Raw genomic sequence first — 26,920 nt, forward strand, 5'->3', positions numbered from 1 at the left:
CTTAATAGCTGGTTTCCGGCAGGCTGGCGATGATCGAGCGATAGCTGTTCATCCGTTGCTGCTGCACGCGGCCTTCTTCAAGAGCCTTGAGCAGGGCGCAACCCGGCTCGCGGTCGTGCTTGCAGTCGCGGAAGCGGCAGGTGCCGATCAAGTCGTTGAACTCGATGAAGCCGGCTTCGACGTCGGCACGGCTGACGTGGCCCAGGCCGAATTCGCGGATACCCGGGGAGTCGATCAACTCACCGCCACCGGGGAAGTGGAACAACCGCGCGGTCGTGGTGGTGTGGGTGCCCTGGCCGGACAACTCGGACAACGGGCCGACACGGGCTTCGACTTCAGGCAACAGGCTGTTGACCAGCGAGGACTTGCCGACGCCAGACTGGCCGACGAAGACGCTGATGCGTCCGTCCAGCTGCTTCTGCAGTTGCTCCATGCCATTGCCGTGGTGTGCCGAGACTTCCAGCACCGGGTAACCCAGCGTGCGGTAGACCGCCAGCAAGGCATTCAACGCCGGGGCGTTCTGCTCGTCGATCAGGTCGAACTTGTTGAGCAACAGCAGTGGACGAATCCCGGCGTGCTCCGCAGCGACCAGATAACGGTCGATCAAGTTGGCGTGAGGCTCGGGCAGCGGCGCGAAGACGATGACGATCATGTCGACGTTGGCCGCGACAGGCTTGAGCTGACCACGACTGTCCGGACGGCAGAGTTCGGTTTTACGCGGCAGTTGCGCCACGATCACACCGATGCCCTGGTTGCCGGCACGCCAGACGACCTGATCGCCGGTCACCAGCGCCGGCAGGTTGGCGCGCAAGTGGCAGCGGAACACCTGGCCGGCCAAATCGCCATCGAGCGCTTCGACTTCGACCTGCACACCGAAGTGCGCGATCACCAGGCCGGTCTGTTCCGGACCCAAGTCGCCACCCTCAAGTGCCTCGACAGCCGAGGACTCGCGTTTGGCGGCGCGGGCAGCGCGTTCGCCCTGAATCTTTTCGATGCGCCAGTTTTGACGACGATTGAGTTGGCGTTTGGCCATGGGTGTTCCGTATCAAGAATGCAGCGATTAGGTAAAACGGCCGCGAGTTTAGCACGCCCGGCTGCCGCCCTAGGCTAAACTGCGCAGCATTGCCTAGGAGCCGACACATGCAAAACCCGCAGAATCTGATCTGGATCGACCTGGAAATGACCGGTCTGAACCCTGATACCGACGTCATCATCGAAATGGCCACCATCGTCACCGACAGTGACCTGAACACCTTGGCCGAAGGTCCGGTGATCGCCATCCATCACAGCGACGAAATTCTCGCCGGCATGGACGAGTGGAACACCCGTCAACACGGCGGCTCCGGGCTGACCCAGCGCGTTCGCGACAGCCGCATCAGCATGGCCGAAGCCGAAGCCGAAACCATCGCCTTCCTGGAACAATGGGTGCCGAAGGGCAAGTCACCGATCTGTGGCAACAGCATCTGCCAGGATCGTCGCTTCCTTTATACCCACATGAAATCCCTGGAAAGCTTCTTCCACTACCGCAACCTCGACGTCTCGACCCTTAAAGAGTTGGCCGCACGCTGGGCGCCGGACGTGCGCGACAGCTTCAAAAAGGGCAGCACTCACCTGGCCCTGGACGACATCCGCGAATCGATCGCCGAGCTGCAGCATTACCGCAAGCATTTCATCAAGTTCTGATACAGAGCGGTGAGGGCTTTTGTGGCGAGGGGATTTATCCCCGTTCGGCTGCGTAGCAGCCGTGAAACCATTGCCTGCGGAATACCTGAGGTGCCTCGGTTGCAGGTTTTGGGGCCGCTTCGCAGCCCAACGGGGATAAATCCCCTCGCCACAGGTCTCAGTGCTTGCTCCTGCCCTCTTTTGGTGCCGCGACTTAATGGCTAGACTGCGCGCCTTCCTGCAAGGACCGCCGCCATGTTGCTGATGCTTTACCTGATCGCCATTACCGCCGAAGCCATGACCGGTGCCCTGTCTGCCGGTCGTCGCGGGATGGACTGGTTTGGCGTGGTGCTGATTGCCTGCGTCACGGCTTTGGGTGGGGGTTCGGTGCGTGACGTGCTGCTCGGTCACTACCCGCTGACGTGGGTCAAACACCCGGAATACCTGGTGCTAACCTCGGTGGCGGCGATGTTCACGGTTTTCGCTGCACGCTGGATGCGCCACCTGCGCTCACTGTTTCTGGTGCTCGACGCCGTGGGCCTGGTGGCGTTCACCCTGATCGGCTGCATGACCGCGCTGGAAATGGGCCACGGCATGCTCGTAGCGTCCGTCAGCGGTGTGATCACCGGGGTTTTCGGCGGCATCCTGCGCGACATCTTCTGCAACGACATCCCGCTGATCTTCCGCCGCGAACTCTACGCCAGCGTCTCGTTCGCTGCAGCGTGGTGCTACATGCTCTGCATCTACCTGCAATTACCCGGTGAACAGGCGATTTTGATCACCCTGTTTGGCGGCTTCCTGCTGCGATTGCTGGCAATCCGTTTTCACTGGGAAATGCCGAAGTTCGTTTATAACGACGAAGCCTGATTTCAGCGGAGTGCATGGTCGGATAAATGCGTGCTTCGAAATATCCTGTCGAGGAAGTCGTTTAGGTCGCTCAGTGAAAATAGGGTAAAAAGTTAATAAATAGGGCAATTCGTTATTGAATTACCCTGTTTAGTTCTGGGTTACCCTATTTGGCAGGAAAAACACCTATGCGGTCACTTACTCCTGAATTTCTCTTAACGCTTCGCTACAACGGATTGCAGGTCGCGACGTTGCGGGCTCTCGGTGAGTACCGTGGCAAGCAACAATTGTTCGTTTCCCAATCCCCAGAAATTCTCCAGGACCTGAAGCAGCTTGCAGTCATCGAGTCCGCAGAGTCATCGAACCGATTGGAGGGGGTGGTTGTTTCACCAAGTCGGTTGAAGTCGTTGATTATCAAAAATGCAGACCCGAAAAGTCGCTCCGAGCAAGAAGTTGCGGGTTACCGCGATGCGCTTTCTCTTATCCATGAGGCGGCAGAGGGGATGCCATTCTCCGAGGGCGTCATTCGGCAGTTGCATGGCATGCTTTATCGCTATCTGCCGCAGGATGGCGGGGAGTGGAAAGCAACGAACAATGACATCATCGAGCGCCATCCGGACGGCAGTTCGCGTGTTCGCTTTCAGCCGGTAGCTGCACATCTGACACCCATTGCAATGGTCGATATGGTCATGCAGTACCGCAGAGCACTGGATCAGAATCTGGCAGACCCGCTCGTATTGGTCCCGCTGAGTATTCTCGACTTTCTCTGCATACACCCTTTCTCAGATGGCAACGGGCGTGTAGCTCGACTGCTTACTTTGTTGTTGCTTTACCAGTTTGATTATCGCGTAGGTCGTTTTATCAGCCTTGAACGGATCTTCGAGGACTCAAAGGAAAGCTATTACGAAACACTTGAGGTCAGCTCTCAAGGTTGGCGTGAAGGCAGGCACGATGTTCAGCCATGGCTCAACTATTTCTGGGGCGCGCTTCTTCGCGCTTACAAGGAGTTTGAGGAGCGTGTCGGTAAGATCGATAAGCGCCATGGAGGTAAAAGCGATCGAGTTCGAGTTGAGGCATTGAAGCGCACCCTACCGTTTTCGATTACTGAGCTTGAAGAGGCTTGCCCTGGCGTGAGTCGTGACACCGTGCGTATGGTTTTGCGTTCATTGAAAGCTGAAGGGTTAATTGAGTCGACTGGGAAGGGGCGCAGTGCCAAGTGGATAAACTTGCATCGCTAAGGGCTCGTTCCATGATTGCCAGCGCGCTGTTCATGTTGTTTCAGGGCCCACTCGACGTGTTCGCGAACCAACTCCGACGGGTAATCCCTGCGCGCCTTCAACGCTTCCAGCACCGGAATGCTCGACGGCGCATTACCCAGGCCAACCGCCAGGTTTCGCAACCAGCGCTCGTAACCCGCCCGACGTAGCGGCGAACCTTCAGTGCTGCTGAGAAACTTCTCCTCATCCCACATGAACAGCTCGGCCAACTCTGCGTTGTCCAGATTGTGCCGTGGCTTGAAGTCGCTTTCTCCAGTGGGACGGGCAAAGCGGTTCCACGGGCAGACGATCTGGCAGTCATCGCAACCGAACACCCGATTGCCGATCAATGGCCGCAAATCCTCCGGGATCGCGCTTTTCAGTTCGATGGTCAGGTAGGAAATGCAGCGTCGGGCATCCAGCACATACGGGCCGACAAACGCGTTGGTCGGGCAAATGTCCAAACAAGCCGTGCAGCGGCCGCAATGTTCGGTGCTGTGTGGCGGGTCAACCGGCAGCGGCAGGTCGACGAACAGTTCGCTGAGGAAGAAGTAACTGCCGGCCTTGCGATTCAGGACCAGGGTATTTTTGCCGATCCATCCAAGTCCGGCCTGTTCCGCGATGGCTTTTTCCAGCACCGGCGCGCTGTCGACGAAGGCGCGGAAACCAAACGGGCCGATCTCGGCCTGAATTTTATCTGCCAGTTGTTGCACGCGTTTACGGATCAATTTGTGGTAATCGCGGCCCAAGGCATAACGCGAGACGTAGGCTTTTTCCGGTTGTGCCAGACGTTTGGTCATTTCGGTGTCGCCCGGCAGGTAGTCCATGCGTAGGGAAACGACCCGAAGTGTGCCGGGCACCAGCTCTTCCGGGTGTGAGCGTTTGCTGCCGTGGGCGCCCATGTAGTCCATTTCGCCGTGGTAGCCGGCCGCGAGCCAGCGCTCCAGGTGCTGCTCATGCTCGGCCAGGTCGAGGCCGCTGATGCCGACTTGCTGAAAGCCCAGCTCGCGGCCCCAATCCTTGATGGATTGGGCGAGGGCGGGCAGGTCTGTGGTAATTGCGGGCATGAGGCGAGAGAAACCGGAGCTGAGGTGCGTATAATTCTGCCAGACATCGGAGCCCGAAGACGCATGCCGCACACTAAAGATGATTTACCCGACGCGCTGTATAGCGCCGCGCAAGTGCGAGCCCTCGATGCGAGCCTGATTGCGGCCGGCACACCGGGCTTCGAATTGATGCAGCGCGCGGCGCGGGCGACCTGGCGTGCGCTGGTCCGTCATTGGCCGTCGGCGAATGAATTGAGTGTCGTGGCCGGTCATGGCAATAACGCCGGCGACGGTTATCTGGTCGCCGTGCTGGCCCGACGTGCGGGCTGGCATGTGCGGGTGTTGGCGGTCGGTGATCCCAAGCGTTTACAGGGTGACGCGGCATTGGCCCATGCCGAGGCCGTGTCCGAAGGTGTCGCGGTTCAAGCGTGGAGCGTGCAGTCCGAGTTGCGCGGTGTCGTACTGGATGCCTTGCTCGGCACTGGTTTGACGGGAGAGGTGCGAGAGCCCTACGCGGGCGCCATCGCGGCGATCAACGGCAGCGGGCTGCCGGTTGCGGCGGTGGATATCCCTTCGGGGTTGTGCGCGGATACCGGCCGAATACTCGGCGCTGCGGTGCGGGCTGACCTGACGGTGACGTTCATCGGCCTGAAACTGGGTCTGTTCACCGGCGATGCTGCAGACGTGGTCGGCGAGTTGGTGTTCAACGATCTGCAAGCCTCCCCCGAGTCGTTTAACGGAGTCGCTATCAGCGCACGTCGCCTGACGGCCAGTTCCTTGCCGCGTCTGGCGAGCCGGGCTCCAACTTCCCATAAAGGCAAATTCGGCCATGTATTGCTGATCGGCGGTGATCGCGGCTTTGGTGGCGCCATCCTGCTGAGCGCGCAAAGTGCCCTGCGCAGCGGTGCGGGCATGGTGTCCGTGGCGACGCGCAGTGAGCATGTTCCGGCCGCGCTGGCGCGAATCCCCGAAGCCATGGTGTTGGGTGCTTCGTCGGCCAATCAACTTATGGAACTGCTGCAAAAGGTTTCCGTGCTGGTTGTCGGCCCAGGCTTAGGTCAGGCTTCCTGGGGGCGCAGTCTTTTGTCGGCGGCTGCCAATGCGCCGCTGCCGCAAGTCTGGGACGCCGACGCATTGAATTTGCTGGCCACAGAGCACGTCAGCTTGCCCAAGGATTGTGTGATCACTCCGCATCCGGGCGAAGCGGCGCGCTTGTTGGGGATGAGCACTGCCGAAGTGCAGGCCGATCGTCCTGCGGCGGCTCACGCATTGAGCAAAAAATATACAGCTGTCGTGGTGCTGAAAGGCGCCGGCAGCCTGATCGCCAGCCCCGATGGGCGCCTGGCGTTGTGTCATCAGGGCCATCCGGCCATGGCCACCGCCGGTTTGGGTGATGTGCTGTCCGGTCTGGTCGGCGCGTTGCTGGCGCAAGGCATGGAGGCGTTCGACGCCGCCTGCCTGGCCGTCTGGCTGCACGCCAATGCCGGTGCGCAAGAAGGTAAATCGGGCCGTGGGCTGGCGGCCAGTGATCTGATTCCAGCCATTCGTCAGTTGTTGGAGGAGCAAGCACCGTGTCTGAAGTAACCCTGTACCTGGCTGATGAAGAGGCGATGACCGCATTTGGCGCACGTATCGCACAAACCACTGAAGGGCACGGTCTGATTTTTCTCGAGGGAGATCTGGGCGCGGGGAAAACCACGCTGTCCCGGGGCATCATCAGGGGGCTGGGGCATAAAGGGTCGGTAAAAAGCCCTACGTTTACCTTGGTCGAACCCTACGAGATTGGTGACATCCGGGCCTTCCATTTCGACCTCTATCGTCTGGTCGATCCTGAAGAGCTGGAGTACCTCGGCATCCGCGACTACTTCGAAGACGACGCGTTGTGCCTGATCGAGTGGCCCGAAAAGGGTGCAGGCTTTTTGCCAAAGCCCGACCTGACCATTACCATTAGCCCGCAAGACAGCGGGCGTTCGCTGAAAATTTTGTCCCAGGGCTCGCGTGGCGAGTCGTGGTGTGCCGCTTTGGCATTGGAAACCAATTAAATGATGGGGTTAGGTATGCGCTTTCGCGCGATGGTAGCTGCCGTAGGATTGTTGTTTTTGGCGGTGACCGTCGACGCTGTGGCCGAGACAAAGGTCAATAGCGTTCGCCTGTGGCGGGCTCCGGACAACACACGACTGGTGTTCGACCTGAGTGGACCTGTCCAGCACAGTGTCTTTACCCTGACCGCCCCGGATCGGCTGGTCATCGATATCAATGGCGCATCCCTGGGGGCGCCGCTGAACGTCAACAGCTCGAACACTCCAATCACCGCCATGCGCTCGGCTCAACGTACGCCGACCGACCTGCGGGTGGTCATCGACCTGAAAAAAGCCGTGACGCCGAAAAGTTTTACCCTGGCGCCAAACGCCCAGTACGGCAATCGCCTGGTGGTCGACTTGTTCGACAACGCCGCCGACGCCGCGCCAATTCCGGCGCCGACCAACGTCGCGACGGTCGCCCCGGTGCCGGTCACGCCGGTGGAGCCTGCGGTGAAGCTGCCGCCAGCCCCGGCCGGCAAGCGCGACATCGTTGTGGTCATCGACGCAGGTCACGGCGGCGAAGACCCGGGTGCCTCGGGCTCTCGCGGTCAGCGTGAAAAAGACGTGGTACTGGCCATCGCCCGCGAACTGCAACGTCAGGTCAATGGCATGAAAGGCTTCCGCGCCGAACTGACCCGCACCGGCGACTACTTCATTCCATTGCGCGGCCGTACCGAAATCGCCCGCAAGAAGGGCGCCGACCTGTTTGTTTCGATCCACGCCGATGCCGCGCCTTCGGCCGCAGCCTTCGGTGCCTCGGTGTTCGCCCTGTCTGATCGTGGCGCTACCTCGGAAACGGCCCGTTGGCTGGCCGACAGCGAAAACCGTTCCGACTTGATCGGCGGTGCCGGCAGCGTCAGCCTCGACGACAAGGATCGCATGCTGGCCGGCGTGCTGCTCGACCTGTCGATGACCGCTTCCCTGACGTCCAGCCTGAACGTTGGTCAAAAGGTCTTGAGTAACATCAGTCGCGTCACGCCGCTGCACAAACAGCGCGTGGAGCAGGCCGGGTTTATGGTGCTGAAGTCCCCGGATATTCCGTCGATCCTGGTGGAAACCGGCTTCATCTCCAACGCCAACGAAGCTTCGAAGCTGTCGGCGGCGAATCACCAGCAGGCACTCGCGCGTTCCATCAGCGCCGGTGTCCGCCAGTTCTTCCAGCAGAATCCGCCACCGGGCACCTACATCGCCTGGCTGCGTGATTCCGGCAAGATCGCTCAAGGTCCACGTGACCATCGGGTAAGCCCGGGTGAAACGCTGGCGATGATTGCCGTGCGTTACCAGGTGTCGCCAGCCACGCTACGCAGCGCCAACAACCTGAAAAGTGACGAGCTGAAAATCGGTCAGACCCTGACCATTCCCGGCACTGAACTGGCGGCCAAAGAATGAACCAGGTGCTGACCAACACGGCTCGCATCGAGCTGCTCAGCCCGCGACTGGCGAACCAGATTGCCGCCGGTGAGGTGGTTGAGCGCCCGGCTTCGGTGATCAAGGAGTTGCTGGAGAACAGCCTCGACTCCGGCGCCAAGCGCATTGATGTCGATGTGGAGCAGGGCGGCGTCAAGCTGCTGCGGGTGCGCGACGATGGTAGCGGCATTTCTGCCGATGACCTGCCGCTGGCCCTGGCGCGACACGCCACCAGCAAGATCCGCAATCTGGAAGACCTCGAGCAGGTCATGAGCCTTGGGTTTCGCGGTGAGGCACTCGCCTCGATCAGCTCCGTGGCGCGTCTGACCCTAACCTCTCGCACTAAAGAGGCCGATCAGGCCTGGCAGGTCGAAACCGAAGGCCGGGACATGGCGCCTCGCGTGCAACCAGCGGCCCATCCGGTGGGCACGTCGGTGGAAGTGCGTGACCTGTTCTTCAACACCCCGGCACGACGCAAGTTTCTCAAAACCGAAAAAACCGAATTCGATCACCTGCAAGAAGTGATCAAGCGTCTGGCCCTGGCGCGTTTTGACGTGGCGTTCCATCTGCGCCACAACGGCAAGACCATCCTCAGTCTGCACGAAGCCCATGACGACGCGGCCCGTGCCCGGCGTGTGGCGGCGATTTGCGGTTCGGGTTTCCTCGAGCAGGCGCTGCCGATCGAGATCGAGCGCAATGGCCTGCATTTATGGGGCTGGGTCGGCTTGCCGACGTTCAACCGCAGTCAGGCAGACTTGCAGTATTTCTTTGTGAACGGCCGAGCGGTACGCGACAAACTGGTGGCCCACGCGGTGCGCCAGGCTTATCGCGACGTGCTGTTCAACGGTCGTCACCCGACGTTTGTGCTGTTTTTCGAAGTCGATCCGGCCGGCGTTGACGTCAACGTGCACCCGACCAAGCACGAGGTGCGCTTCCGTGACGGGCGCATGGTTCACGATTTCCTCTATGGCACCTTGCACCGCGCGTTGGGCGATGTGCGGCCGGATGATCACCTGGCTGCACCGGTAGCGACGGCAATCGTTCGACCGACCGGGATCGATGCGGGCGAGTTCGGTCCGCAGGGTGAAATGCGTCTGGCGGCCAATGCGTTGCTGGAGCAGCCGCAGGCACAGCCTTCGTTCAATACGCCGGCAGGCTCGGGCGCTGGCGCGGGTTATCAGTATCAATACACGCCGCGTCCTCAGTCCGGCGTGCCGGCAGCTGAGGCTCAGGCTGCGTACAAGGAGTTTTTTGCGCCGCTGCCAGAAGCCAACGCCGCTGCACTTCCGGCCGGGCAGGACGATATTCCACCGCTGGGTTACGCCTTGGCGCAACTCAAAGGCATCTACATTCTCTCGGAAAACGCCCAAGGGCTGGTGCTGGTGGACATGCACGCCGCCCACGAGCGGATCATGTACGAGCGCCTGAAAATTGCCATGGCCAGCGAAGGCCTGAGCGGTCAGCCGCTGCTGGTGCCGGAGTCCCTGGCGGTCAGTCAGCGTGAAGCCGATTGCGCCGAAGAGAATGTCGCATGGTTCCAGCGCCTGGGTTTTGAATTGCAGCGTCTGGGCCCGGAAACCCTGGCTATCCGGCAGATTCCGGCCTTGCTCAAGCAAGCTGAAGCCAATCGATTGGTCAGTGACGTTCTGGCGGATCTGATGGAATACGGCACCAGCGACCGGATTCAGGCCCACCTGAACGAACTGCTCGGCACCATGGCCTGCCACGGCGCGATTCGTGCGAATCGGCGTCTGGCAATCCCGGAAATGAACGGTCTGCTGCGCGACATGGAAAACACCGAGCGCAGCGGTCAATGCAACCATGGCCGACCGACCTGGACCCAATTGGGCCTGGACGATCTGGACAAACTGTTCTTGCGCGGTCGTTGATGAGCCAGCTCCCTCCTGCGATTTTCCTGATGGGGCCGACCGCCGCCGGCAAGACCGACCTGGCCATCGAACTCACCAAAGTCTTGCCTTGCGAGTTGATCAGCGTCGATTCCGCGCTGGTCTACCGTGGCATGGACATCGGCACCGCCAAGCCTTCAAAAGAGCTTCTGGCTGAATTTCCACACCGTTTGATCGATATTCTTGACCCGGCAGAGAGCTATTCGGCCGCCGATTTCCGTCGTGATGCCCTGGAAGCCATGGCCGAGATCACCGCGCGGGGCAAAATTCCGCTGCTGGTGGGCGGCACAATGCTCTATTACAAGGCTTTGGTTGAAGGTCTGGCAGACATGCCAGCGGCAGATCCGGACGTCCGCGCACAGATCGAAGAAGAAGCTGCACGCCTTGGCTGGCAAGCCCTGCACGATCAACTGGCGGTCATCGATCCGGAATCCGCCGCCCGCATTCATCCGAACGATCCACAGCGACTCAGTCGAGCGCTGGAAGTTTATCGCGTCAGTGGTCAGAGCATGACTGCACTAAGGCTGCAACAATCTGCGCAAAGTACTGAAGCAGCCGCCTCGGGACTGCAACAATTGCCCTATACTGTCGCGAACTTGGCTATTGCTCCGGCAAATCGCCAGGTATTGCACGAGCGAATTAAACAAAGATTCACGAATATGTTGGAACAGGGATTCATTGACGAGGTCGTAGCCCTGCGTAAGCGAAGTGACCTGCATGCCGGGTTGCCGTCTATACGTGCAGTAGGCTACCGACAAGTCTGGGACTACCTGGATGGCAAGCTGACGCAAGCCGAGATGCAGGAGCGTGGAATCATTGCCACGCGCCAATTGGCGAAGCGCCAGTTCACCTGGCTGCGCAGTTGGGCTGATTTACACTGGTTGGACAGCCTCGATTGCGACAATCTGCCGCGCGCCTTGAAATACCTTGGGACCATCTCCATATTGAGCTGAGTCCTTGCATTTGCCGTCTATCCTTGGGGGTGTGACGGCCACAAGCCATTGTTTACCTATTTTTTATATTGAATCCTTAAAGGAGTGCGGCACATGTCAAAAGGGCATTCGCTACAAGACCCTTACTTGAATACTTTACGTAAAGAGAAAGTGGGGGTTTCCATCTATCTGGTCAACGGGATCAAGCTGCAAGGCACGATCGAGTCTTTCGACCAGTTCGTTATCCTGCTGAAAAACACCGTCAGCCAGATGGTTTACAAACACGCTATCTCTACAGTGGTGCCGGTTCGTCCAATTCGTCTGCCTAGCGCAACCGAATCCGAAGCAGGTGACGCTGAGCCAGGTAACGCCTGATAGGAGTCTCCTTTGTTCTTTGAGCGCCACGGTGGTGGTGAGCGAGTAATCCTCGTTCACTTGGATGGACAGGACCCTGAGGCGCGCGAAGATCCGCAGGAGTTTCAGGAGTTGGCTAATTCGGCCGGCGCCGAGACCGTTGCGTTTTTTAACGTGCCGCGTCATCGGCCAACCGCCAAATTCCTGATCGGTAGCGGCAAGGTCGAGGAACTGCGCGACCTGGTCCATGCCGAAAAGGCAGATCTGGTGATCTTCAATCACATCCTCACGCCCAGTCAGGAACGTAACCTCGAACGTGTTTTCGAGTGTCGCGTGATCGACCGCACCGGTCTGATTCTCGATATTTTCGCCCAGCGCGCCCGTACCCATGAAGGCAAGCTCCAGGTAGAACTGGCCCAGCTTGACCACATGAGCACCCGGCTGGTTCGTGGCTGGACTCACCTTGAGCGTCAAGGTGGCGGTATCGGCATGCGTGGCCCGGGTGAAACCCAACTGGAAACCGACCGCCGTTTGCTGCGGGTTCGCCTGCGACAGATCAAAGGCCGGCTAGAAAAAGTGCGCAGCCAGCGCGAACAGTCGCGACGTGGCCGTATGCGTGCGGATATCCCTACCGTGTCTTTGGTGGGGTATACCAACGCCGGTAAATCCACGCTCTTCAATAACGTGACGAAATCCGACGTGTACGCGGCTGACCAGTTGTTTGCCACGCTGGACCCGACCTTGCGCCGTCTGGAACTGGACGACCTGGGGCCGATTGTCCTGGCTGACACTGTGGGTTTCATTCGCCACTTGCCCCACAAGCTGGTCGAAGCATTTCGGTCTACCCTCGAAGAGTCGAGCAACTCCGACCTGCTGTTGCACGTGATCGATGCGGCTGAACCGGATCGCATGTTGCAGATCGAGCAGGTGATGGTGGTGCTGGGCGAGATTGGTGCCCAGGACTTGCCGATCCTTGAGGTCTATAACAAACTCGATTTGCTTGAAGGCGTTGAGCCACAAATCCAGCGCGACGAAAACGGCAAGCCCCAACGGGTCTGGCTATCGGCGCGTGATGGCAGTGGTCTGGAATTGCTTGAGCAAGCCATTGCCGAGTTGCTGGGCAGTGAGTTGTTTATCGGTACCTTGCGCTTGCCGCAACGATTCGCTCGACTGCGTGCGCAGTTCTTCGAACTCGGAGCGGTGCAGAAAGAAGAACACGACGAAGAAGGTGTCAGCTTGCTGGCCGTTCGATTGCCGCGTTCGGAGCTCAATCGGCTGGTCAGCCGTGAAGGCGTTGTGCCGACAGAGTTCATCGAGCAACACACTTTGCAATAAAAGCCTGAAAAAGCGGTTGTGCCGCGGTGACAGGCATTCTGTAGCATTGGTCGGCGCGCCGTGGGTGCGTCTTTGCTTTATCAGATGGAGAGCGCTATGGCTTGGAATGAGCCGGGTGGCAACTCGAATAATCAGGATCCTTGGGGTGGCAAGCGCCGCAATAACGGCGACCGCAAGGGACCACCGGATCTCGACGAGGCCTTCCGAAAGCTGCAGGAAAGCCTGAACGGGTTGTTCGGTGGTGGTAAGAAACGCGGTGATGACGGTGGCGGTTCGGGCAGGAGCAGCGGCTTCGGCGGTCTGCTCGGCATCGGCCTGGTCGTGTTGGCGGCCGTATGGCTGTACAGCGCGGTCTATGTAGTCGACGAACAGGAGCAAGCCGTGGTGCTGCGCTTCGGCAAGTACTACGAAACCGTTGGCCCGGGCCTGAACATCTATTTCCCGCCGATCGATCGCAAGTACCTGGAAAACGTCACGCGTGAGCGTGCCTATACCAAGCAGGGTCAAATGCTGACTGAAGACGAGAACATCGTCGAAGTGCCGTTGACCGTGCAGTACAAGATCAGCAACCTGCAGGACTTCGTGCTGAGCGTTGATCAGCCGGAAATCAGCCTGCAGCACGCGACCGAAAGTGCCTTGCGCCACGTGGTGGGTTCCACCGCTATGGATCAGGTGCTGACCGAAGGTCGTGAATTGATGGCCAGCGAAATCAAGGAGCGTCTGCAACGCTTCATGGATACCTATCGCACCGGTATCACCGTTACTCAGGTCAACGTACAGAGCGCAGCCGCACCGCGTGAAGTGCAGGAAGCCTTTGATGACGTGATCCGCGCCCGTGAAGACGAGCAGCGTTCGCGTAACCAGGCTGAAACCTACGCCAACGGCGTCGTGCCGGAAGCCCGTGGTCAGGCCCAGCGCATCATCGAAGATGCCAATGGTTACCGTGACGAAACCGTCTCGCGCGCCAAGGGTGAGGCTGATCGCTTCACCAAGCTGGTGAGCGAGTATCGCAAGGCACCTGAAGTGACCCGTCAGCGTCTGTACCTGGACACCATGCAGGAAGTCTTCAGCAATACCAGCAAGGTTCTCGTGACCGGCAACAAGAATGGCCAGAGCAATCTGCTGTACTTGCCGCTGGACAAGATGGTCGAAGGTGGTCGCAACCCCAGCACTCCTGTGACCGGCGCTGCAGCCACCAGCAATGAAGCGAATGTGCGTGCAGCCGATCTGCAGCAACAGCAAGCACGTACCAGGGAGAGTCGCTGATGAGCAATAAATCGCTGATCGCCCTTATTGTCGGCGTCGTCGTGGCGATCGCTGCCTGGAACTGCTTCTACATCGTGGCTCAGACCGAGCGTGCGGTGCTGCTGCAGTTCGGTCGTGTGGTCCAGACTGATGTTCAGCCAGGCCTGCATGTGAAAGTGCCTTACGTTAACCAGGTGCGTAAATTCGACGCACGCCTGATGACGCTGGATGCACCGACACAACGTTTCCTGACGCTGGAAAAGAAAGCCGTCATGGTCGATGCCTACGCCAAGTGGCGCGTGAAAGATGCCGAGCGCTTCTACACCGCGACTTCCGGCCTCAAGCAGATTGCTGACGAGCGTCTTTCCCGTCGTCTGGAGTCGGGCCTGCGTGACCAGTTCGGTAAGCGCACGCTGCACGAAGTGGTTTCCGGTGAGCGCGATGCGCTGATGACCGATATCACGGCTTCGCTGAACAAGATGGCGGAAAAAGAGCTGGGCATCGAAGTTGTCGATGTTCGGGTCAAGGCCATCGATCTGCCGAAAGAAGTGAACCGCAGCGTTTTCGAGCGCATGAGTTCCGAGCGTGAGCGTGAAGCTCGCGAGCACCGCGCCAAGGGTAACGAACTGTCAGAAGGCATCCGTGCCGACGCCGATCGTCAACGCCGCGTGTTGCTGGCTGAAGCCTATCGTGAATCTGAAGAGGTTCGCGGTGACGGTGACGCCCAGGCCGCTGCGATCTACTCCAAGGCCTACGGCCAGGATCAGGAGTTCTACGGTTTCTACCGTAGCCTGCGTGCCTACCGTGAAAGCTTCGCGAACAAATCCGACGTCATGGTCCTGGACCCAAGCAGCGACTTCTTCCGTTACCTGGAAAAAGCCAAGCCTTGATACGACGTTGACCTGAATCATCCCCCGCCTGGCGGCTAACACCTCGGGCGGGGTGATCCTTTGGGAAAACGTGTGTATGATGCGGCAGCCGGGAAATTCCCGGCTTTTTTGCGTCTGCACGTTTGATTGCTGTTTTTTATGCAGGCGCCCGAGTTGAATGACTCGACAGGTTTTTCGAGGAAAGTGGTTGGCGAAGCCGATTTCAGGCTTTTCGCCGCGTTGTTCATGCGCGTGGTTTGTGCGCATGAACCGATCATTTTCTGCTTCACTCAAGGCTCGCCCAAAGGCTTGCCGCCCGGATCATAGGGGAATGGCGTAATGGCAACGGTAGACCGCTGGCTGCTGCCAGATGGCATCGAAGAAGTACTGCCACCAGAAGCGGCGCGCATTGAAGTCGCGCGTCGTCAGGTGTTGGATCTGTTCCAGAGCTGGGGTTACGAGTTTGTCGTAACTCCCCATATCGAGTACCTGGAATCCCTGCTGACCGGCGCGGGCCAGGACCTCGATCTGCGTACCTTCAAGGTCATCGACCCGCAATCGGGCCGGCAGATGGGTTTCCGTGCTGACATCACGCCGCAAGTGGCGCGCATCGATGCGCACACCTTGCGTCGCGAAGGCCCGAGCCGTCTGTGCTATGCCGGTAGCGTGCTGCACGCTCAGCCGCGCGCCTTGTCGTCCTCGCGCAGCCCGATCCAGCTGGGTGCCGAGTTGTACGGCGATGCCAGTCCGAGCAGCGACGTGGAAGTCATCAGCCTGATGTTGGCTATGCTGCAACTGGCCGATGTGCCGGATGTGCACATGGACCTCGGTCATGTTGGTATCTACCGCGGCCTGGCTCGCGCCGCCGGTTTGTCCGGTGAGGTCGAGCAGCAGTTGTTCGATGCGTTGCAGCGTAAAGCCATCGACGAGGTCATTACCTTGACCGAAGGCTTGCCTGCCGATCTGTCGGGCATGTTGCGGGCGCTGGTCGACCTGTGTGGCGGCCGTGAAGTATTGAGTGCTGCCCGCGAGCGTCTGGCGAATGCGCCGGCGCCGGTACTGGCAGCTCTGGACGACTTGCTGGCGATTGCCGAGCGTCTGTCCACGCGTTTCCCTGAGTTGCCGTTGTATTTCGACCTGGGTGAGTTGCGCGGCTACCACTACCACACTGGTGTGGTGTTCGCGGTGTTCGTACCGGGTGTTGGCCAGTCCATTGCTCAGGGCGGTCGTTACGACGACATTGGTGCCGACTTCGGTCGTGCCCGTCCGGCAACCGGCTTCTCTACCGATTTGAAAACCCTAGTGACCCTGGGGCGTGCTGAGATCGAGTTACCGTCTGGCGGTATCTGGATGCCTGACAGTACGGATGCGGCACTCTGGCAGCAGGTTTGCCAGTTGCGCAGTGAGGGTCAGCGTGTCGTTCAGGCGTTGCCTGGGCAACCTTTGGCCGCCGCCCGTGAAGCGGACTGCGACCGGCAATTGATTCAGCAGAACGGGCTTTGGCAAGTATCGCCACTGGCTTCTTGAGTTTTCCTGTCGGCCGCGGCCGGCACCAAGTTTGCGCGAATGAGGACAAGTGTTATGGGTAAGAATGTCGTAGTCCTGGGCACCCAATGGGGTGATGAGGGCAAAGGCAAGATCGTTGATCTGCTGACCGAACATGCTGCCGCCGTAGTGCGCTACCAAGGTGGCCACAACGCAGGCCACACCCTGGTGATCGACGGCGAAAAAACCGTCTTGCACCTGATCCCGTCGGGCGTGCTGCGCGAAGGCGTGCAGTGCCTGATCGGCAACGGCGTGGTGGTTGCACCGGACGCCTTGCTGCGCGAGATCGTCAAGCTGGAAGAGAAAGGCGTACCGGTGCGTGAGCGCCTGCGTATCAGCCCGTCCTGCCCGCTGATCCTGTCCTTCCACGTTGCGCTGGACCAGGCCCGTGAAAAGGCCCGTGGCGAGCTGAAGATCGGTACGACCGGTCGCGGCATCGGCCCGGCCTACGAAGACAAGGTTGCGCGTCGTGGCCTGCGTGTTGGCGACCTGCTCAATATGCCGCGCTTTGAAGACAAGCTGCGTGAACTGGTGGATTACCACAACTTCATGCTGGTGGGTTACTACAAAGAGCCGGCTATCGAGTTCGAAAAGACCCTGGCTGAGTGCAAGGAATACGCTGAGCTGCTCAAGCCGCTGATGCTGGACGTGACGGCCGAGCTGCACGACCTGCGTCGCGCCGGCAAAGACATCATGTTCGAAGGCGCCCAGGGCTCCCTGCTGGACATCGACCACGGTACCTACCCGTACGTGACCAGCTCTAACACCACCGCTGGCGGCGTTGCTACCGGTTCGGGTGTTGGCCCGATGTTCCTGGACTACATCCTGGGCATCACCAAGGCTTACACCACGCGTGTAGGTTCGGGTCCATTCCCGACTGAACTGTTCGACGAAGTCGGTGCACACCTGGCCAAACAAGGTCACGAGTTCGGCGCAACGACTGGCCGTGCCCGTCGTTGTGGCTGGTTCGACGCCGTTATCCTGCGTCGCGCTATCGATGTGAACAGCATCTCGGGCATCTGCCTGACCAAGCTGGACGTACTCGACGGTCTGGAAACCATCAACATCTGCGTCGGCTACAAAGATGCCGAAGGTAACGATGTTGCCCCGACTGACGCTGACAGCTACGTGGGCCTGCAGCCTGTGTACGAAGAAGTGCCGGGCTGGACCGAGTCGACCGTGGGTGCCAAAACCCTGGAAGAGCTGCCAGCCAACGCGCGCGCCTACATCAAACGCGTCGAAGCGCTGATCGGTGCGCCGATTGACATTATTTCGACGGGCCCGGACCGCAACGAAACCATCGTTCTGCGTCACCCGTTCGCCTAATAAGTCGTTGATGTAAAACACAAAGGCCCCTCATTTGGGGCCTTTGTCGTTTCTGTCTGTCGGACGGCACGACCCTTGCTGTGAACTTCATTAAGCGCATCGCTTCTAGCGTGCCATCAATTTAATGGCGTTAAAGCAGAGGGATTCTAAGTGTCGGCCGTTCTCTCATTGTTACAAAGCCGTTTATTGCGGCCCGTGTTCGTTACCCTTGGTATCGCACTGTTGGTGCAGGTGCTGGTGGCCGTTGCCCTGACTCGGAGCACAGTGACCGCACTGGAAGCCGACCTGGGTGTGCGCCTGGGTGCCGATAGTCAAAAACTCTCCGGGGAACTTGAGCAGGCAGGGCGTGAAGTCACGTCGAGCCTCGACAACCTCTCCACCAGCACGCGTCAGCGTCTTACGGCGGGCTTGTCCTCGCGATTGAAGGACGAGCAGGCACAGCTGCGTGCGACGCTGGAGAAGGATCTGAAGGACTCCGCCAATGATATGGCGCAGCTTCTGGCTTCGGTCGCACCCCGCGCCATGTGGGACAGCGACGTTCCAACCCTGTCCGAATTCGCCCGCCGGGCCCAGCGCAATCCCAACGTGCTGTTCGTGATCTACGACGACGCTACCGGGCAGCACCTGACGCGCTATTTGAATCGCGAGAACCCGATCAACAAAGCGCTGCTGGAGAAAGGCCAGGGCGAGCGCGCATTGGACAAAGTGCTGGATGCGGCGAAGAACGATCCATCGGTCTACTACCTCGAAGCCTCAATCAGCCCCAATGGCGTGGAAATCGGCAAGGTCTTGATGGGTGTCTCCACCGCTTCCGTGGAAGTCGATCTGGCAGCCCTCGACAAGCGCTTTTCGGCGCTGATCGCCAGCAGTGATCAACTGGTCGGCGACAGCCTCAAAGGCGCGGCGGCTGATAGTGCAGCAGCGATGGGCGCGCGCCTGAAGTCGGCGCAGTCCACGGCTTCAGAGATGCAGGCCAACACCACCAGCACCGTTCAGGAAGCGGCGGGTACTTTGCGCTGGCGCATCGGCATGGGTCTGGCGGTGGTGGGCTTCGGTGTGTTGCTGTTGCTGGCCGTAGTCCTGGGTCGTCGAGTGGTCAATCGCTTGAAATTGCTGATTGCGGCCATGGACGACCTGGCTGCGGGCGAGGGCGATCTGACCAAGCGCGTGCAGATCAACAGCAAGGACGAAATCGGCGACATGGCCTCGGCGGTCAATCGCTTTGTGGATAAGTTGCAGCCGATCGTGCGCGAAGCGGGCGATGTGGCTCAACGCACTGGCGTGGAAATCGGCGCCATGACTTTACGCAATGCCGGGGCCGATAAAGCGGCGGGCATGCAGCGTGATGAAGTGGCGGAGAGCCTGCGTGCGTTGTCGCAGATGGCGGATGACGCTCAGTCTGAAAGCCACGCTATGCAGGCGGCCTTGCAGCAAGTGGTGGATATTCGTTCGGCCACGGATGAAAACACGCGGACCTCCGCAAAAGTCGGCAGCCTGATCGAGGCGTTGGCCGGGCAGGTCGATACCGGAGCGAAAGTCATCGAGCGGCTGGCGCAGCAGAGTGAGCAGATTGAAGTGGTGCTGACGGTGATTCACGGGATCGCCGAGCAAACCAACCTGCTGGCGCTGAACGCCGCCATCGAAGCGGCGCGTGCGGGCGAGACCGGTCGCGGGTTTGCTGTGGTGGCCGATGAAGTGCGGGCACTGGCGAGCAAGACGCAAAGCTCTACAGGCGACATTCAGGCGCACATCGTTGCCTTGCAGCAAGGTGCGCGTGAGGCGGTGGCCGCGATCGGTCAGGCTGGGCGTCAGGCCAGCGAAGGTTTGCTGGTGCTGCGCGACAGTGCGCGGTTGCAGCAATCGGTGCAGGCGTCGGTCGAGCAAGTGCATGCGGCGATAGGTCTGGCAACGCAGGCAGCGGCGCATCAGGCGCAAGGCGCACAGGCGGTGCGCGGTCGGGTTGAAACCATTCATGTGCAGGCTGAGAAGGCGGCTCAAGCGGTGGTGGAAACCACGGCCAGCGGCAAGGTGCTGGATGGATTGGCGGCGCAGTTGAAGGCGAGCCTGGGGCAGTTCAGGGCTTGATGTGTTGTCTGAGCTTCCGCTATCGCGAGCAAGCTCGCTCCCACAGTGATTGTTGGTGGACACAAATTTTGTGAGCGCCTCGGATCAAATGTGGGAGCGAGCTTGCTCGCGATGGCGATCTCAGCGACTCAGATACATCCGCGTCGTAAGAAGATAGACGGGCAACCCCGACACCAAAATCAACAACGCCGCATAAGGCGCCGCCGCCGCAAACTCCACATTCGCGGTATGCGCCCACACTTCAGTAGCCAAGGTATTGAGCCCGGTCGGACTCAGCAGCAACGTCGCCGTCAATTCCTTCATCGCATCCAGAAACACCAGCGCAAACGCCGCGCCCAATGCGGGGAAGATGATCGGCAATGTCACCCGGCAAAACGCACTGAAAGACGATGCCCCCAGCGTGCGTGCAGCCTCTTCCAGTTGCGGCGCAGCCTTGTTCAATGCCGTACGAATCGGCGCCTGTGCCAGCGGCAAAAACAACAGCGCATAAGCAATCAGCAACAATGCCGAAGTCTGGTACAGCGCCGGCACATAGTGCAGGGCGAAATACACCAGCGTCAGCGCGATCACCAGTCCTGGCAGCGCATGCAGCAGATACGGCAAGCGTTCGGCCCAGATCGCCAATTGGCCCTTGTGGCGCACCACCAGCAATCCCACCGGCACTGCCAGCACCAGGCACAGCGCCGCGCCGCCCAGTGACAACGCCAGTGAGGAGAGCAGCGCCTCGCTGATCGCAGCTACCGGGAACGCAGCCGACGAACCCACTGCCAGCCAGTACGCCAGCATCCCGAGCGGAATACCGCTACCGATAATCGCCAGCGCCAGGCAATAAAGTTGTCCGGCAGCAGCCCAAGGTCCCAGCCGAACCTGTTCCGCATGCCGCGCCGCGCCCTGACCGGTACGCACGTGTCGGCCCTTGCCGCGCACTCGCAGCTCCAGCCACAACAGCATCAGACACAGCGCAAGCAATACGGCGGAAAGCATCGCAGCATTCGCGTTACTGAATTCCAGTTCGAACTGTTGGTAGATCGCGGTGGTAAAGGTTTGCAGTCCGATGATCGACAGCGCACCGAATTCCACCAGCATGTGCAGTGCGATCAGCAGCGAACCGGCGAGCAGTGACGGCCAGAGCAGCGGCAGAGTAATTCTGAAAAACACGCCCCAGCGATTCTGCCCCAGTGTGCGGGCGGACTCTTCGAGGGAGGGATCGAGATTGCGCAGGGTCGCCGCGACCGGCAGAAAGATCAGCGGATACTTGGACAGGGTCATCACCAGGATCGCCCCGCCCAAGCCTTCGAAATGAGCGCTCAGCGAGACCCAGGTAAAGCTGCTGACAAATGCCGGTACCGCGAACGGCAGGCACAGAACCACGCCCCACAAGCGCCGCCCCGGCAAGTTGCTGCGCTCAAGCAGCCAAGCCAGCGACAGGCCGATCACGCCACAGGCGAGCGTCACACCGACCATCAGCGCCAGGGTGTTGCGCAGCAGGCCAAGCACATAAGGACGCCACAACAAATGCAGCGCCTCGGCCCAACCGGCCTGCCAGGTTTTGAGCCCGACATACGCCAGCGGCAGCAGGCTGAGCACTACCAGCAGCAAAACCGGTAGCAACAGCCAGATAGATGGACGCTTGCGCCGTGGCACATAACCCCCGCGCGGGGCGGGGGCGGATAACGATGCGCTCATCAGTTCAAGCCAACGTCACGTTCCAGGTCCAGGGCTTCTTCGGCATTGCCGAGATCGGCGGGCGTGACCTTCGGTGCCTCAAGTTCGCTGAACGGCTTGAGTCCGCGATCCGACGCCATGCCTTTGTGCAGCGGGTACTCGGCGGTGGTCTGGGTGATCACGCGCTGACCTTCTTCGCTGGCCATGTAAGCGAGGAATTGCTGGGCTTCTTTTGGATGTTTGCTGGATTTCAGCACGGCCGCACTGGAAACAGTGATCAGCCCGCCGACGTCGCCGCCGGTGAAATAATGAAGTTTCGAATCGAGCTGGCCTTTTTCACGCTGCAAGGCGAACCAGTAATAGTTGTTCACCAGCACGGTAGCGACTTCGCCGTTTTCCACCGCCTTCAGTGCAACCATGTTGTTGCTGTAGGTCTTGCCGAAAGCACGCAGACCGGTCAGCCATTCTTCGGCCGCGTCCATGCCGTGCACTTTGATGATTGCCACGGCTTGTTCCTGAAACGCGCCGCTGGTGGGCACGAAGCCGACCTTGCCTTGCCATTTCGGATCGGAAAATTCCATCACAGACTTTGGCAGGTCTTTTTCATCGATCAGTTTCGGGTTGAAGGCGACCACGCGGACTCGCGCGGTGATGCCGATCCAGGTGCCGTTGCCGGCGACGTAGTCTTTCGGCAGAACGGCCAGGGTGGCGGCATCGGTCTGTGCCAGCAGGCCTTGTTCGCCGAGCTTGTTCAGTGGTGGCGATTCTTCGGTGTAGATCACGTCGGCAGGGGAGCGATCACCTTCTTCGACGACCTGGCTGGCGAGCTGGTTGCTGCTGCCTTTACGCACATTGACGTGAATCCCGGTCTTGGCTTCGAAGGCTTTGGCGATAGCGTCGCCGACTTCTTTGTGTTGACCGTTATAGAGTGTCAGGGAAACCGGTTCGGCGGCTTGGGTGAGGGGAGTGGCGAGTGCCAGGCCGAGCAGGGTAAAGGTCAGGCCGCGGCGCAGGGTATTTCGAAACATCATTCGCAGGGTTCCTCACTGTTGCATTGCAATAACTTGCAACAATGATAAACGATATTGTTTCTCAAGTGCGCCTTGCAGGGCTGACGGTGTTTGCTAGAGGGGCCGGTGCCGAACTCTGTGGCGAGGGAGCTTGCTCCCGCTCGGCTGCGAAGCAGTCGCAAGTCTGACAATGGTGTTGCCAGGAAGATTGAAGAGGGCTGCTTCGCACCCCAGCGGGAGCAAGCTCCCTCGCCACAGGGTGCGATGTATGTTTGAGGTTTTTGAAAGCCAGAAACGCAAAAACCCGCTTTCGCGGGTTTTTGTGAAATTTCAGATCGACTCTGAAATTTGAATTGGTGCCCAGAAGAAGACTCGAACTTCCACGACCTTGCGGTCACCAGCACCTGAAGCTGGCGTGTCTACCAATTTCACCATCTGGGCATTATCTTCAGCGTTGCCGCTGTTGATGTGGCGCACTATACGGAGAGCTTTTTGATCTGTAAACCCCTGATTTAGTTTTAATAAATCGGAGGCTTAGAATGCAAAAAACCCGCTTTCGCGGGTTTTTGTGTGAGCCTTGAAATTGAACTAATCTCAAGCTCGAAATTGGTGCCCAGAAGAAGACTCGAACTTCCACGACCTTGCGGTCACCAGCACCTGAAGCTGGCGTGTCTACCAATTTCACCATCTGGGCATTATCGGCAATGCGTCTGCGTCGTCGATGGCGCGCACTATACGGAGCGTCTTTTTAACTGTAAACCCCTGAGGTCGAAAAAACCTGGAAAATTTTACCAGTGGCATTTAATTCAGCTTCGCGCTGTCGATAAAGGGCTTTAGATGGGCTGTCATAGCCTGAAATTTCCCGTTTCATTACGCCTATGCCAAACTAACCCGCATATAGACAAGGTGAAAACTCTCTAATGGCCGATTGGCAGTCCCTCGATCCCGAGGCCGCTCGTGAAGCGGAAAAATATGAAAACCCTATTCCTAGCCGCGAACTGATCCTTCAGCACCTTGCTGATCGAGGTTCGCCTGCTAATCGCGAGCAGCTGGTCGAGGAGTTTGGTCTTACCACAGAAGACCAGATCGAAGCCCTGCGTCGCCGCCTGCGCGCCATGGAGCGCGACGCTCAACTCATCTATACCCGTCGCGGCACGTATGCGCCGGTGGACAAGCTCGACCTGATACTGGGCCGCATCAGCGGTCACCGTGACGGCTTCGGCTTCCTGGTTCCGGACGACGGCAGTGACGACCTGTTCATGAGCCCTGCGCAAATGCGTCTGGTGTTCGATGGCGACCGTGCGCTGGCCCGTGTTGCCGGCCTCGACCGTCGCGGTCGCCGCGAAGGCATGATCGTCGAAGTGGTGTCCCGTGCCCACGAGACCATCGTCGGTCGCTACTTCGAAGAAGGCGGTATCGGCTTCGTCGTCGCGGATAACCCGAAGATCCAGCAAGAAGTGCTGGTCACCCCGGGCCGCAACGCCAACGCGCAGATCGGTCAGTTCGTCGAAGTGAAGATCACTCACTGGCCGACGCCACGCTTCCAGCCGCAAGGCGACGTGGTCGAAGTCGTGGGTAACTACATGGCGCCGGGCATGGAAATCGATGTCGCCCTGCGCGCGTACGATATCCCCCACGTATGGCCTGAGGCGGTGTTGAAAGAAGCCGCCAAGCTCAAGCCTGAAGTCGAAGAGAAAGACAAAGAGAAGCGCATCGACCTGCGCCATCTGCCGTTCGTGACCATCGACGGTGAAGATGCGCGCGACTTCGATGACGCGGTTTACTGCGAATCCAAACCAGGCAAGCTGCGCCTGTTCTCCGGTGGCTGGAAGTTGTACGTGGCGATCGCCGACGTTTCCAGCTACGTGAAAATCGGTTCGGCGCTGGACAACGAGTCCCAGGTTCGTGGCAACTCGGTGTACTTCCCAGAGCGCGTCGTGCCGATGTTGCCTGAGCAATTGTCCAATGGCCTGTGCTCGCTGAACCCGCACGTCGATCGCCTGGCCATGGTTTGCGAGATGACCATCTCCAAATCCGGCGAGATGACCGACTACTGCTTCTACGAAGCGGTGATTCACTCCCATGCTCGCCTGACCTACAACAAAGTCAGCGCGATGCTCGAAACGCCGAAACTCACCGAAGCACGTCAGCTTCGCGGCGAGTACACCGACGTTCTGCCACACCTCAAGCAGCTTTACGCACTGTACAAAGTGCTGCTGGGCGCTCGTCACGTACGTGGCGCGATCGATTTCGAAACCCAGGAAACCCGGATCATCTTCGGCACCGAGCGCAAGATTGCTGAAATCCGTCCGACCGTGCGTAACGATGCGCACAAGCTGATCGAGGAATGCATGCTGGCGGCCAACGTGGCCACTGCTGAATTCCTGAAGAAGCACGAAATTCCTGCGCTGTATCGCGTGCACAACGGTCCGCCACCGGAGCGTCTGGAAAAACTGCGCGCCTTCCTGGGCGAGCTCGGCCTGTCCCTGCACAAAGGCAAGGACGGCCCGTCGCCGAAGGACTACCAGGCATTGCTGGCGAGCATCAAGGACCGTCCGGATTTCCATCTGATCCAGACCGTTATGCTGCGTTCGTTGAGCCAAGCGGTGTATAGCGCTGATAACCAGGGCCACTTCGGCCTGAACTACGAAGCCTATACCCACTTCACTTCGCCGATCCGCCGCTACCCGGACTTGCTCACGCACCGGGCGATTCGCAGCGTCATCCATTCGAAAATGGACACCCCGCACGTTCGCCGTGCTGGCGCGATGACCATTCCGAAAGCGCGCATCTATCCGTACGACGAGGCGATCCTTGAGCAGCTCGGCGAGCAGTGCTCGATGAGCGAGCGCCGTGCCGACGAAGCGACCCGCGACGTCGTGAACTGGCTCAAGTGCGAGTTCATGAAAGATCGTGTGGGCGAGTCGTTCCCGGGTGTGATCACTGCCGTGACCGGTTTTGGTCTGTTCGTCGAGCTGACCGATATCTACGTCGAAGGCCTGGTGCATGTCACCGCGCTGCCGGGCGATTACTACCACTTCGATCCTGTGCACCACCGCCTGGCCGGTGAGCGTACCGGTCGCAGCTTCCGTCTTGGCGATACCGTAGAAGTGCGGGTCATGCGCGTCGATCTCGACGAGCGCAAGATCGACTTCGAGATGGCTGAAAAAACCATCAGCGCGCCGATCGGCCGCAAGAAGCGCGGAACTGAAACCGCTGCACCAGCTACCAAAACGGCTGCAGAGCCGGCCCCGGCGAAAACCGGTCGTCGTCCTGCCAAGGAAAAAGCCGTAGAAGCCTATCGCCCGAGCGATGCCGCGGCGAAAAATGCCGAATTGCGCAAAAGTCGTGAGATGAAGCAGGCGTTGCTGTCTGAAGCGAAAAGCGGCGGTAAAGCGGCGTCTGGGGGAAAGACCGGACGGTCGGCGCCTGACAAGGCTCCCGGCGGCAAACCAGCCAAACCGAGCAAACACCGTAAAGGCCCGCCAAAAGCGGGTTCTGCTCCAGCCGCCAAAAGCGGCGGGGCGCGTAAACCGAAGGCCAAGTCATGAGTCAGTTGGAAAAGATCTACGGCGTGCATGCGGTAGAAGCGTTGCTGCGTCACCACCCGAAACGCGTCAAGCAGATCTGGCTGGCTGAAGGTCGCAGCGATCCGCGGGTTCAGACGCTGATCGCGTTGGCAGCCGAAAATCGCGTCGCCGTCGGCAACGCTGAGCGTCGTGAGCTCGACGCCTGGGTTGATGGCGTGCACCAGGGCGTGGTGGCGGACGTGAGTCCGAGCCAGGTCTGGGGCGAGGCAATGCTCGACGAACTGCTCGATCGATCTGAAGGCGCACCGCTGTTGCTGGTGCTCGACGGCGTTACCGACCCGCACAACCTCGGCGCTTGCCTGCGTTCGGCTGATGCGGCCGGTGCGCTGGCTGTGATCGTTCCGAAGGACAAGTCAGCCACGCTGACCCCGACGGTCCGTAAAGTGGCCTGCGGCGCGGCGGAAGTGATTCCGTTGGTTGCGGTGACCAACCTGGCGCGCACGCTTGAGAAACTCAAGCAGCGCGGCTTGTGGGTCGTCGGTACGGCGGGCGAGGCTGAGCAGAGTCTGTATCAGCAAGACATGACCGGCCCGACCATCCTGATCATGGGTGCTGAAGGCAGCGGCATGCGTCGCCTGACTCGCGATCTTTGCGATTATCTGGTGCACCTGCCGATGACCGGTAGCGTCAGCAGCCTCAACGTGTCTGTGGCGACTGGCGTTTGCCTGTTCGAAGCCCAGCGCCAGCGTAGCGTCAAGGCTGCCGGAACCGCCAAGAAGTCCTAAGCCAGTTGTAATCCCTGTGGGAGCGAGCTTGCTC

Annotated in this window: 21 protein-coding genes and 2 tRNA genes; 17 read left to right on the plus strand and 6 right to left on the minus strand. The window is 59.7% G+C overall.

The annotated features are described in order from the left end of the window. Position 1: 1 nt before the first annotated feature. The gene (rsgA, locus tag ACA079_RS02455) at positions 2-1,033 is read right to left on the minus strand and encodes a small ribosomal subunit biogenesis GTPase RsgA (RefSeq protein ID WP_046056847.1); all 1,032 of its coding nucleotides are present in this window, start codon (positions 1,031-1,033) and stop codon (positions 2-4) included. A 107-nt stretch (positions 1,034-1,140) separates the two neighbouring features. Here rsgA and orn point away from each other — a divergent pair, with 107 nt between their 5' ends. From orn to ACA079_RS02470, 3 genes are all read left to right on the plus strand, one after another. Beyond that, complete coding sequence (orn, locus tag ACA079_RS02460; RefSeq protein WP_056746367.1) at positions 1,141-1,683, plus strand: oligoribonuclease; 543 nt, start codon at positions 1,141-1,143, stop codon at positions 1,681-1,683. 234 nt (positions 1,684-1,917) lie between these two features. Next, the gene (locus ACA079_RS02465; RefSeq protein WP_008153267.1) at positions 1,918-2,529 is read left to right on the plus strand and encodes a trimeric intracellular cation channel family protein; all 612 of its coding nucleotides are present in this window, start codon (positions 1,918-1,920) and stop codon (positions 2,527-2,529) included. Between the two features lie 167 nt (positions 2,530-2,696). Next, the gene (locus tag ACA079_RS02470; RefSeq protein ID WP_497702457.1) at positions 2,697-3,746 is read left to right on the plus strand and encodes a Fic family protein; all 1,050 of its coding nucleotides are present in this window, start codon (positions 2,697-2,699) and stop codon (positions 3,744-3,746) included. Here the strand turns inward: ACA079_RS02470 and queG are convergent. Beyond that, complete coding sequence (gene queG, locus ACA079_RS02475; protein WP_497702458.1) at positions 3,743-4,831, minus strand: tRNA epoxyqueuosine(34) reductase QueG; 1,089 nt, start codon at positions 4,829-4,831, stop codon at positions 3,743-3,745. The two genes, ACA079_RS02470 and queG, sit on opposite strands and share 4 nt — an antisense overlap. 63 nt (positions 4,832-4,894) lie before the next feature. Here queG and ACA079_RS02480 point away from each other — a divergent pair, with 63 nt between their 5' ends. From ACA079_RS02480 to ACA079_RS02535, 12 genes are all read left to right on the plus strand, one after another. Continuing rightward, the gene (locus ACA079_RS02480) at positions 4,895-6,394 is read left to right on the plus strand and encodes an NAD(P)H-hydrate dehydratase (RefSeq protein WP_497702459.1); all 1,500 of its coding nucleotides are present in this window, start codon (positions 4,895-4,897) and stop codon (positions 6,392-6,394) included. Beyond that, complete coding sequence (gene tsaE / locus ACA079_RS02485) at positions 6,382-6,852, plus strand: tRNA (adenosine(37)-N6)-threonylcarbamoyltransferase complex ATPase subunit type 1 TsaE (RefSeq protein WP_415773022.1); 471 nt, start codon at positions 6,382-6,384, stop codon at positions 6,850-6,852. Before ACA079_RS02480 ends, tsaE begins: the two co-directional genes overlap by 13 nt. Next, positions 6,853-8,280 (plus strand): N-acetylmuramoyl-L-alanine amidase, encoded by a 1,428-nt coding sequence (locus ACA079_RS02490; RefSeq protein WP_497702460.1) that lies wholly within the window; start codon positions 6,853-6,855, stop codon positions 8,278-8,280. It abuts the gene before it with no gap. Next, positions 8,277-10,187: a DNA mismatch repair endonuclease MutL gene (gene mutL / locus ACA079_RS02495; RefSeq protein ID WP_497702461.1), complete on the plus strand. Its 1,911-nt coding sequence runs from the start codon at positions 8,277-8,279 to the stop codon at positions 10,185-10,187. Before ACA079_RS02490 ends, mutL begins: the two co-directional genes overlap by 4 nt. Beyond that, complete coding sequence (gene miaA, locus ACA079_RS02500) at positions 10,187-11,158, plus strand: tRNA (adenosine(37)-N6)-dimethylallyltransferase MiaA (protein WP_497704274.1); 972 nt, start codon at positions 10,187-10,189, stop codon at positions 11,156-11,158. The genes mutL and miaA overlap by 1 nt, the downstream gene beginning before the upstream one ends. Positions 11,159-11,251: 93 nt before the next feature. Beyond that, positions 11,252-11,512 (plus strand): RNA chaperone Hfq, encoded by a 261-nt coding sequence (hfq, locus tag ACA079_RS02505; protein ID WP_007902656.1) that lies wholly within the window; start codon positions 11,252-11,254, stop codon positions 11,510-11,512. Positions 11,513-11,524: 12 nt separating this feature from the next. Further along, positions 11,525-12,826 carry a ribosome rescue GTPase HflX gene (gene hflX / locus ACA079_RS02510; RefSeq protein ID WP_033055543.1) on the plus strand — a complete coding sequence of 434 codons (1,302 nt, stop codon included), beginning with the start codon at positions 11,525-11,527 and terminating at the stop codon, positions 12,824-12,826. Positions 12,827-12,922: 96 nt separating this feature from the next. Beyond that, positions 12,923-14,092 carry an FtsH protease activity modulator HflK gene (gene hflK / locus ACA079_RS02515; RefSeq protein ID WP_497702462.1) on the plus strand — a complete coding sequence of 390 codons (1,170 nt, stop codon included), beginning with the start codon at positions 12,923-12,925 and terminating at the stop codon, positions 14,090-14,092. Further along, positions 14,092-14,961, plus strand: a complete 870-nt coding sequence (gene hflC / locus ACA079_RS02520) for a protease modulator HflC (RefSeq protein ID WP_008156983.1) — start codon at positions 14,092-14,094, stop codon at positions 14,959-14,961. The genes hflK and hflC overlap by 1 nt, the downstream gene beginning before the upstream one ends. Before the next feature lie 318 nt (positions 14,962-15,279). Then, positions 15,280-16,467 (plus strand): ATP phosphoribosyltransferase regulatory subunit, encoded by a 1,188-nt coding sequence (locus tag ACA079_RS02525; protein ID WP_007939588.1) that lies wholly within the window; start codon positions 15,280-15,282, stop codon positions 16,465-16,467. A 54-nt stretch (positions 16,468-16,521) separates the two neighbouring features. Further along, complete coding sequence (locus tag ACA079_RS02530) at positions 16,522-17,811, plus strand: adenylosuccinate synthase (RefSeq protein WP_497702463.1); 1,290 nt, start codon at positions 16,522-16,524, stop codon at positions 17,809-17,811. Between the two features lie 150 nt (positions 17,812-17,961). Further along, complete coding sequence (locus ACA079_RS02535; protein WP_497702464.1) at positions 17,962-19,896, plus strand: methyl-accepting chemotaxis protein; 1,935 nt, start codon at positions 17,962-17,964, stop codon at positions 19,894-19,896. A 120-nt stretch (positions 19,897-20,016) separates the two neighbouring features. Here ACA079_RS02535 and ACA079_RS02540 read toward each other — a convergent pair whose 3' ends face one another. The 4 genes from ACA079_RS02540 to ACA079_RS02555 form a co-directional block, all read right to left on the minus strand. Then, positions 20,017-21,582, minus strand: a complete 1,566-nt coding sequence (locus ACA079_RS02540) for an ABC transporter permease (RefSeq protein ID WP_497702465.1) — start codon at positions 21,580-21,582, stop codon at positions 20,017-20,019. Further along, positions 21,582-22,592: an iron ABC transporter substrate-binding protein gene (locus ACA079_RS02545; protein ID WP_497702466.1), complete on the minus strand. Its 1,011-nt coding sequence runs from the start codon at positions 22,590-22,592 to the stop codon at positions 21,582-21,584. The genes ACA079_RS02540 and ACA079_RS02545 overlap by 1 nt, the downstream gene beginning before the upstream one ends. 333 nt (positions 22,593-22,925) lie before the next feature. After that, positions 22,926-23,012 (minus strand) — tRNA-Leu (locus ACA079_RS02550). A gap of 166 nt (positions 23,013-23,178) precedes the next feature. Further along, positions 23,179-23,265 (minus strand) — tRNA-Leu (locus tag ACA079_RS02555). Between the two features lie 226 nt (positions 23,266-23,491). Between ACA079_RS02555 and rnr the strand changes: the two genes are divergently transcribed. Then, a complete protein-coding gene (gene rnr, locus ACA079_RS02560; RefSeq protein ID WP_497702467.1) occupies positions 23,492-26,122 on the plus strand; it encodes a ribonuclease R in 2,631 nt (876 codons plus the stop codon). Beyond that, positions 26,119-26,886 carry a 23S rRNA (guanosine(2251)-2'-O)-methyltransferase RlmB gene (gene rlmB, locus ACA079_RS02565; protein ID WP_415773033.1) on the plus strand — a complete coding sequence of 256 codons (768 nt, stop codon included), beginning with the start codon at positions 26,119-26,121 and terminating at the stop codon, positions 26,884-26,886. The genes rnr and rlmB overlap by 4 nt, the downstream gene beginning before the upstream one ends. The last annotated feature ends 34 nt before the right edge of the window (positions 26,887-26,920 follow it).

Source organism: Pseudomonas sp. LBUM1645 (genome assembly GCF_059716185.1).

Bases quoted from the DNA above. Each gene is read 5' to 3' on its own strand.
- rsgA (WP_046056847.1), bottom strand. From the start codon at position 1,033: ATGGCCAAACGCCAACTCAATCGTCGTCAAAACTGGCGCATCGAAAAG.
- orn (WP_056746367.1), top strand. From the start codon at position 1,141: ATGCAAAACCCGCAGAATCTGATCTGGATCGACCTGGAAATGACCGGT.
- ACA079_RS02465 (WP_008153267.1), top strand. From the start codon at position 1,918: ATGTTGCTGATGCTTTACCTGATCGCCATTACCGCCGAAGCCATGACC.
- ACA079_RS02470 (WP_497702457.1), top strand. From the start codon at position 2,697: ATGCGGTCACTTACTCCTGAATTTCTCTTAACGCTTCGCTACAACGGA.
- queG (WP_497702458.1), bottom strand. From the start codon at position 4,831: ATGCCCGCAATTACCACAGACCTGCCCGCCCTCGCCCAATCCATCAAG.
- ACA079_RS02480 (WP_497702459.1), top strand. From the start codon at position 4,895: ATGCCGCACACTAAAGATGATTTACCCGACGCGCTGTATAGCGCCGCG.
- ACA079_RS02490 (WP_497702460.1), top strand. From the start codon at position 6,853: ATGATGGGGTTAGGTATGCGCTTTCGCGCGATGGTAGCTGCCGTAGGA.
- mutL (WP_497702461.1), top strand. From the start codon at position 8,277: ATGAACCAGGTGCTGACCAACACGGCTCGCATCGAGCTGCTCAGCCCG.
- miaA (WP_497704274.1), top strand. From the start codon at position 10,187: ATGAGCCAGCTCCCTCCTGCGATTTTCCTGATGGGGCCGACCGCCGCC.
- hfq (WP_007902656.1), top strand. From the start codon at position 11,252: ATGTCAAAAGGGCATTCGCTACAAGACCCTTACTTGAATACTTTACGT.
- hflK (WP_497702462.1), top strand. From the start codon at position 12,923: ATGGCTTGGAATGAGCCGGGTGGCAACTCGAATAATCAGGATCCTTGG.
- hflC (WP_008156983.1), top strand. From the start codon at position 14,092: ATGAGCAATAAATCGCTGATCGCCCTTATTGTCGGCGTCGTCGTGGCG.
- ACA079_RS02525 (WP_007939588.1), top strand. From the start codon at position 15,280: ATGGCAACGGTAGACCGCTGGCTGCTGCCAGATGGCATCGAAGAAGTA.
- ACA079_RS02530 (WP_497702463.1), top strand. From the start codon at position 16,522: ATGGGTAAGAATGTCGTAGTCCTGGGCACCCAATGGGGTGATGAGGGC.
- ACA079_RS02540 (WP_497702465.1), bottom strand. From the start codon at position 21,582: ATGAGCGCATCGTTATCCGCCCCCGCCCCGCGCGGGGGTTATGTGCCA.
- ACA079_RS02545 (WP_497702466.1), bottom strand. From the start codon at position 22,592: ATGATGTTTCGAAATACCCTGCGCCGCGGCCTGACCTTTACCCTGCTC.
- rnr (WP_497702467.1), top strand. From the start codon at position 23,492: ATGGCCGATTGGCAGTCCCTCGATCCCGAGGCCGCTCGTGAAGCGGAA.
- rlmB (WP_415773033.1), top strand. From the start codon at position 26,119: ATGAGTCAGTTGGAAAAGATCTACGGCGTGCATGCGGTAGAAGCGTTG.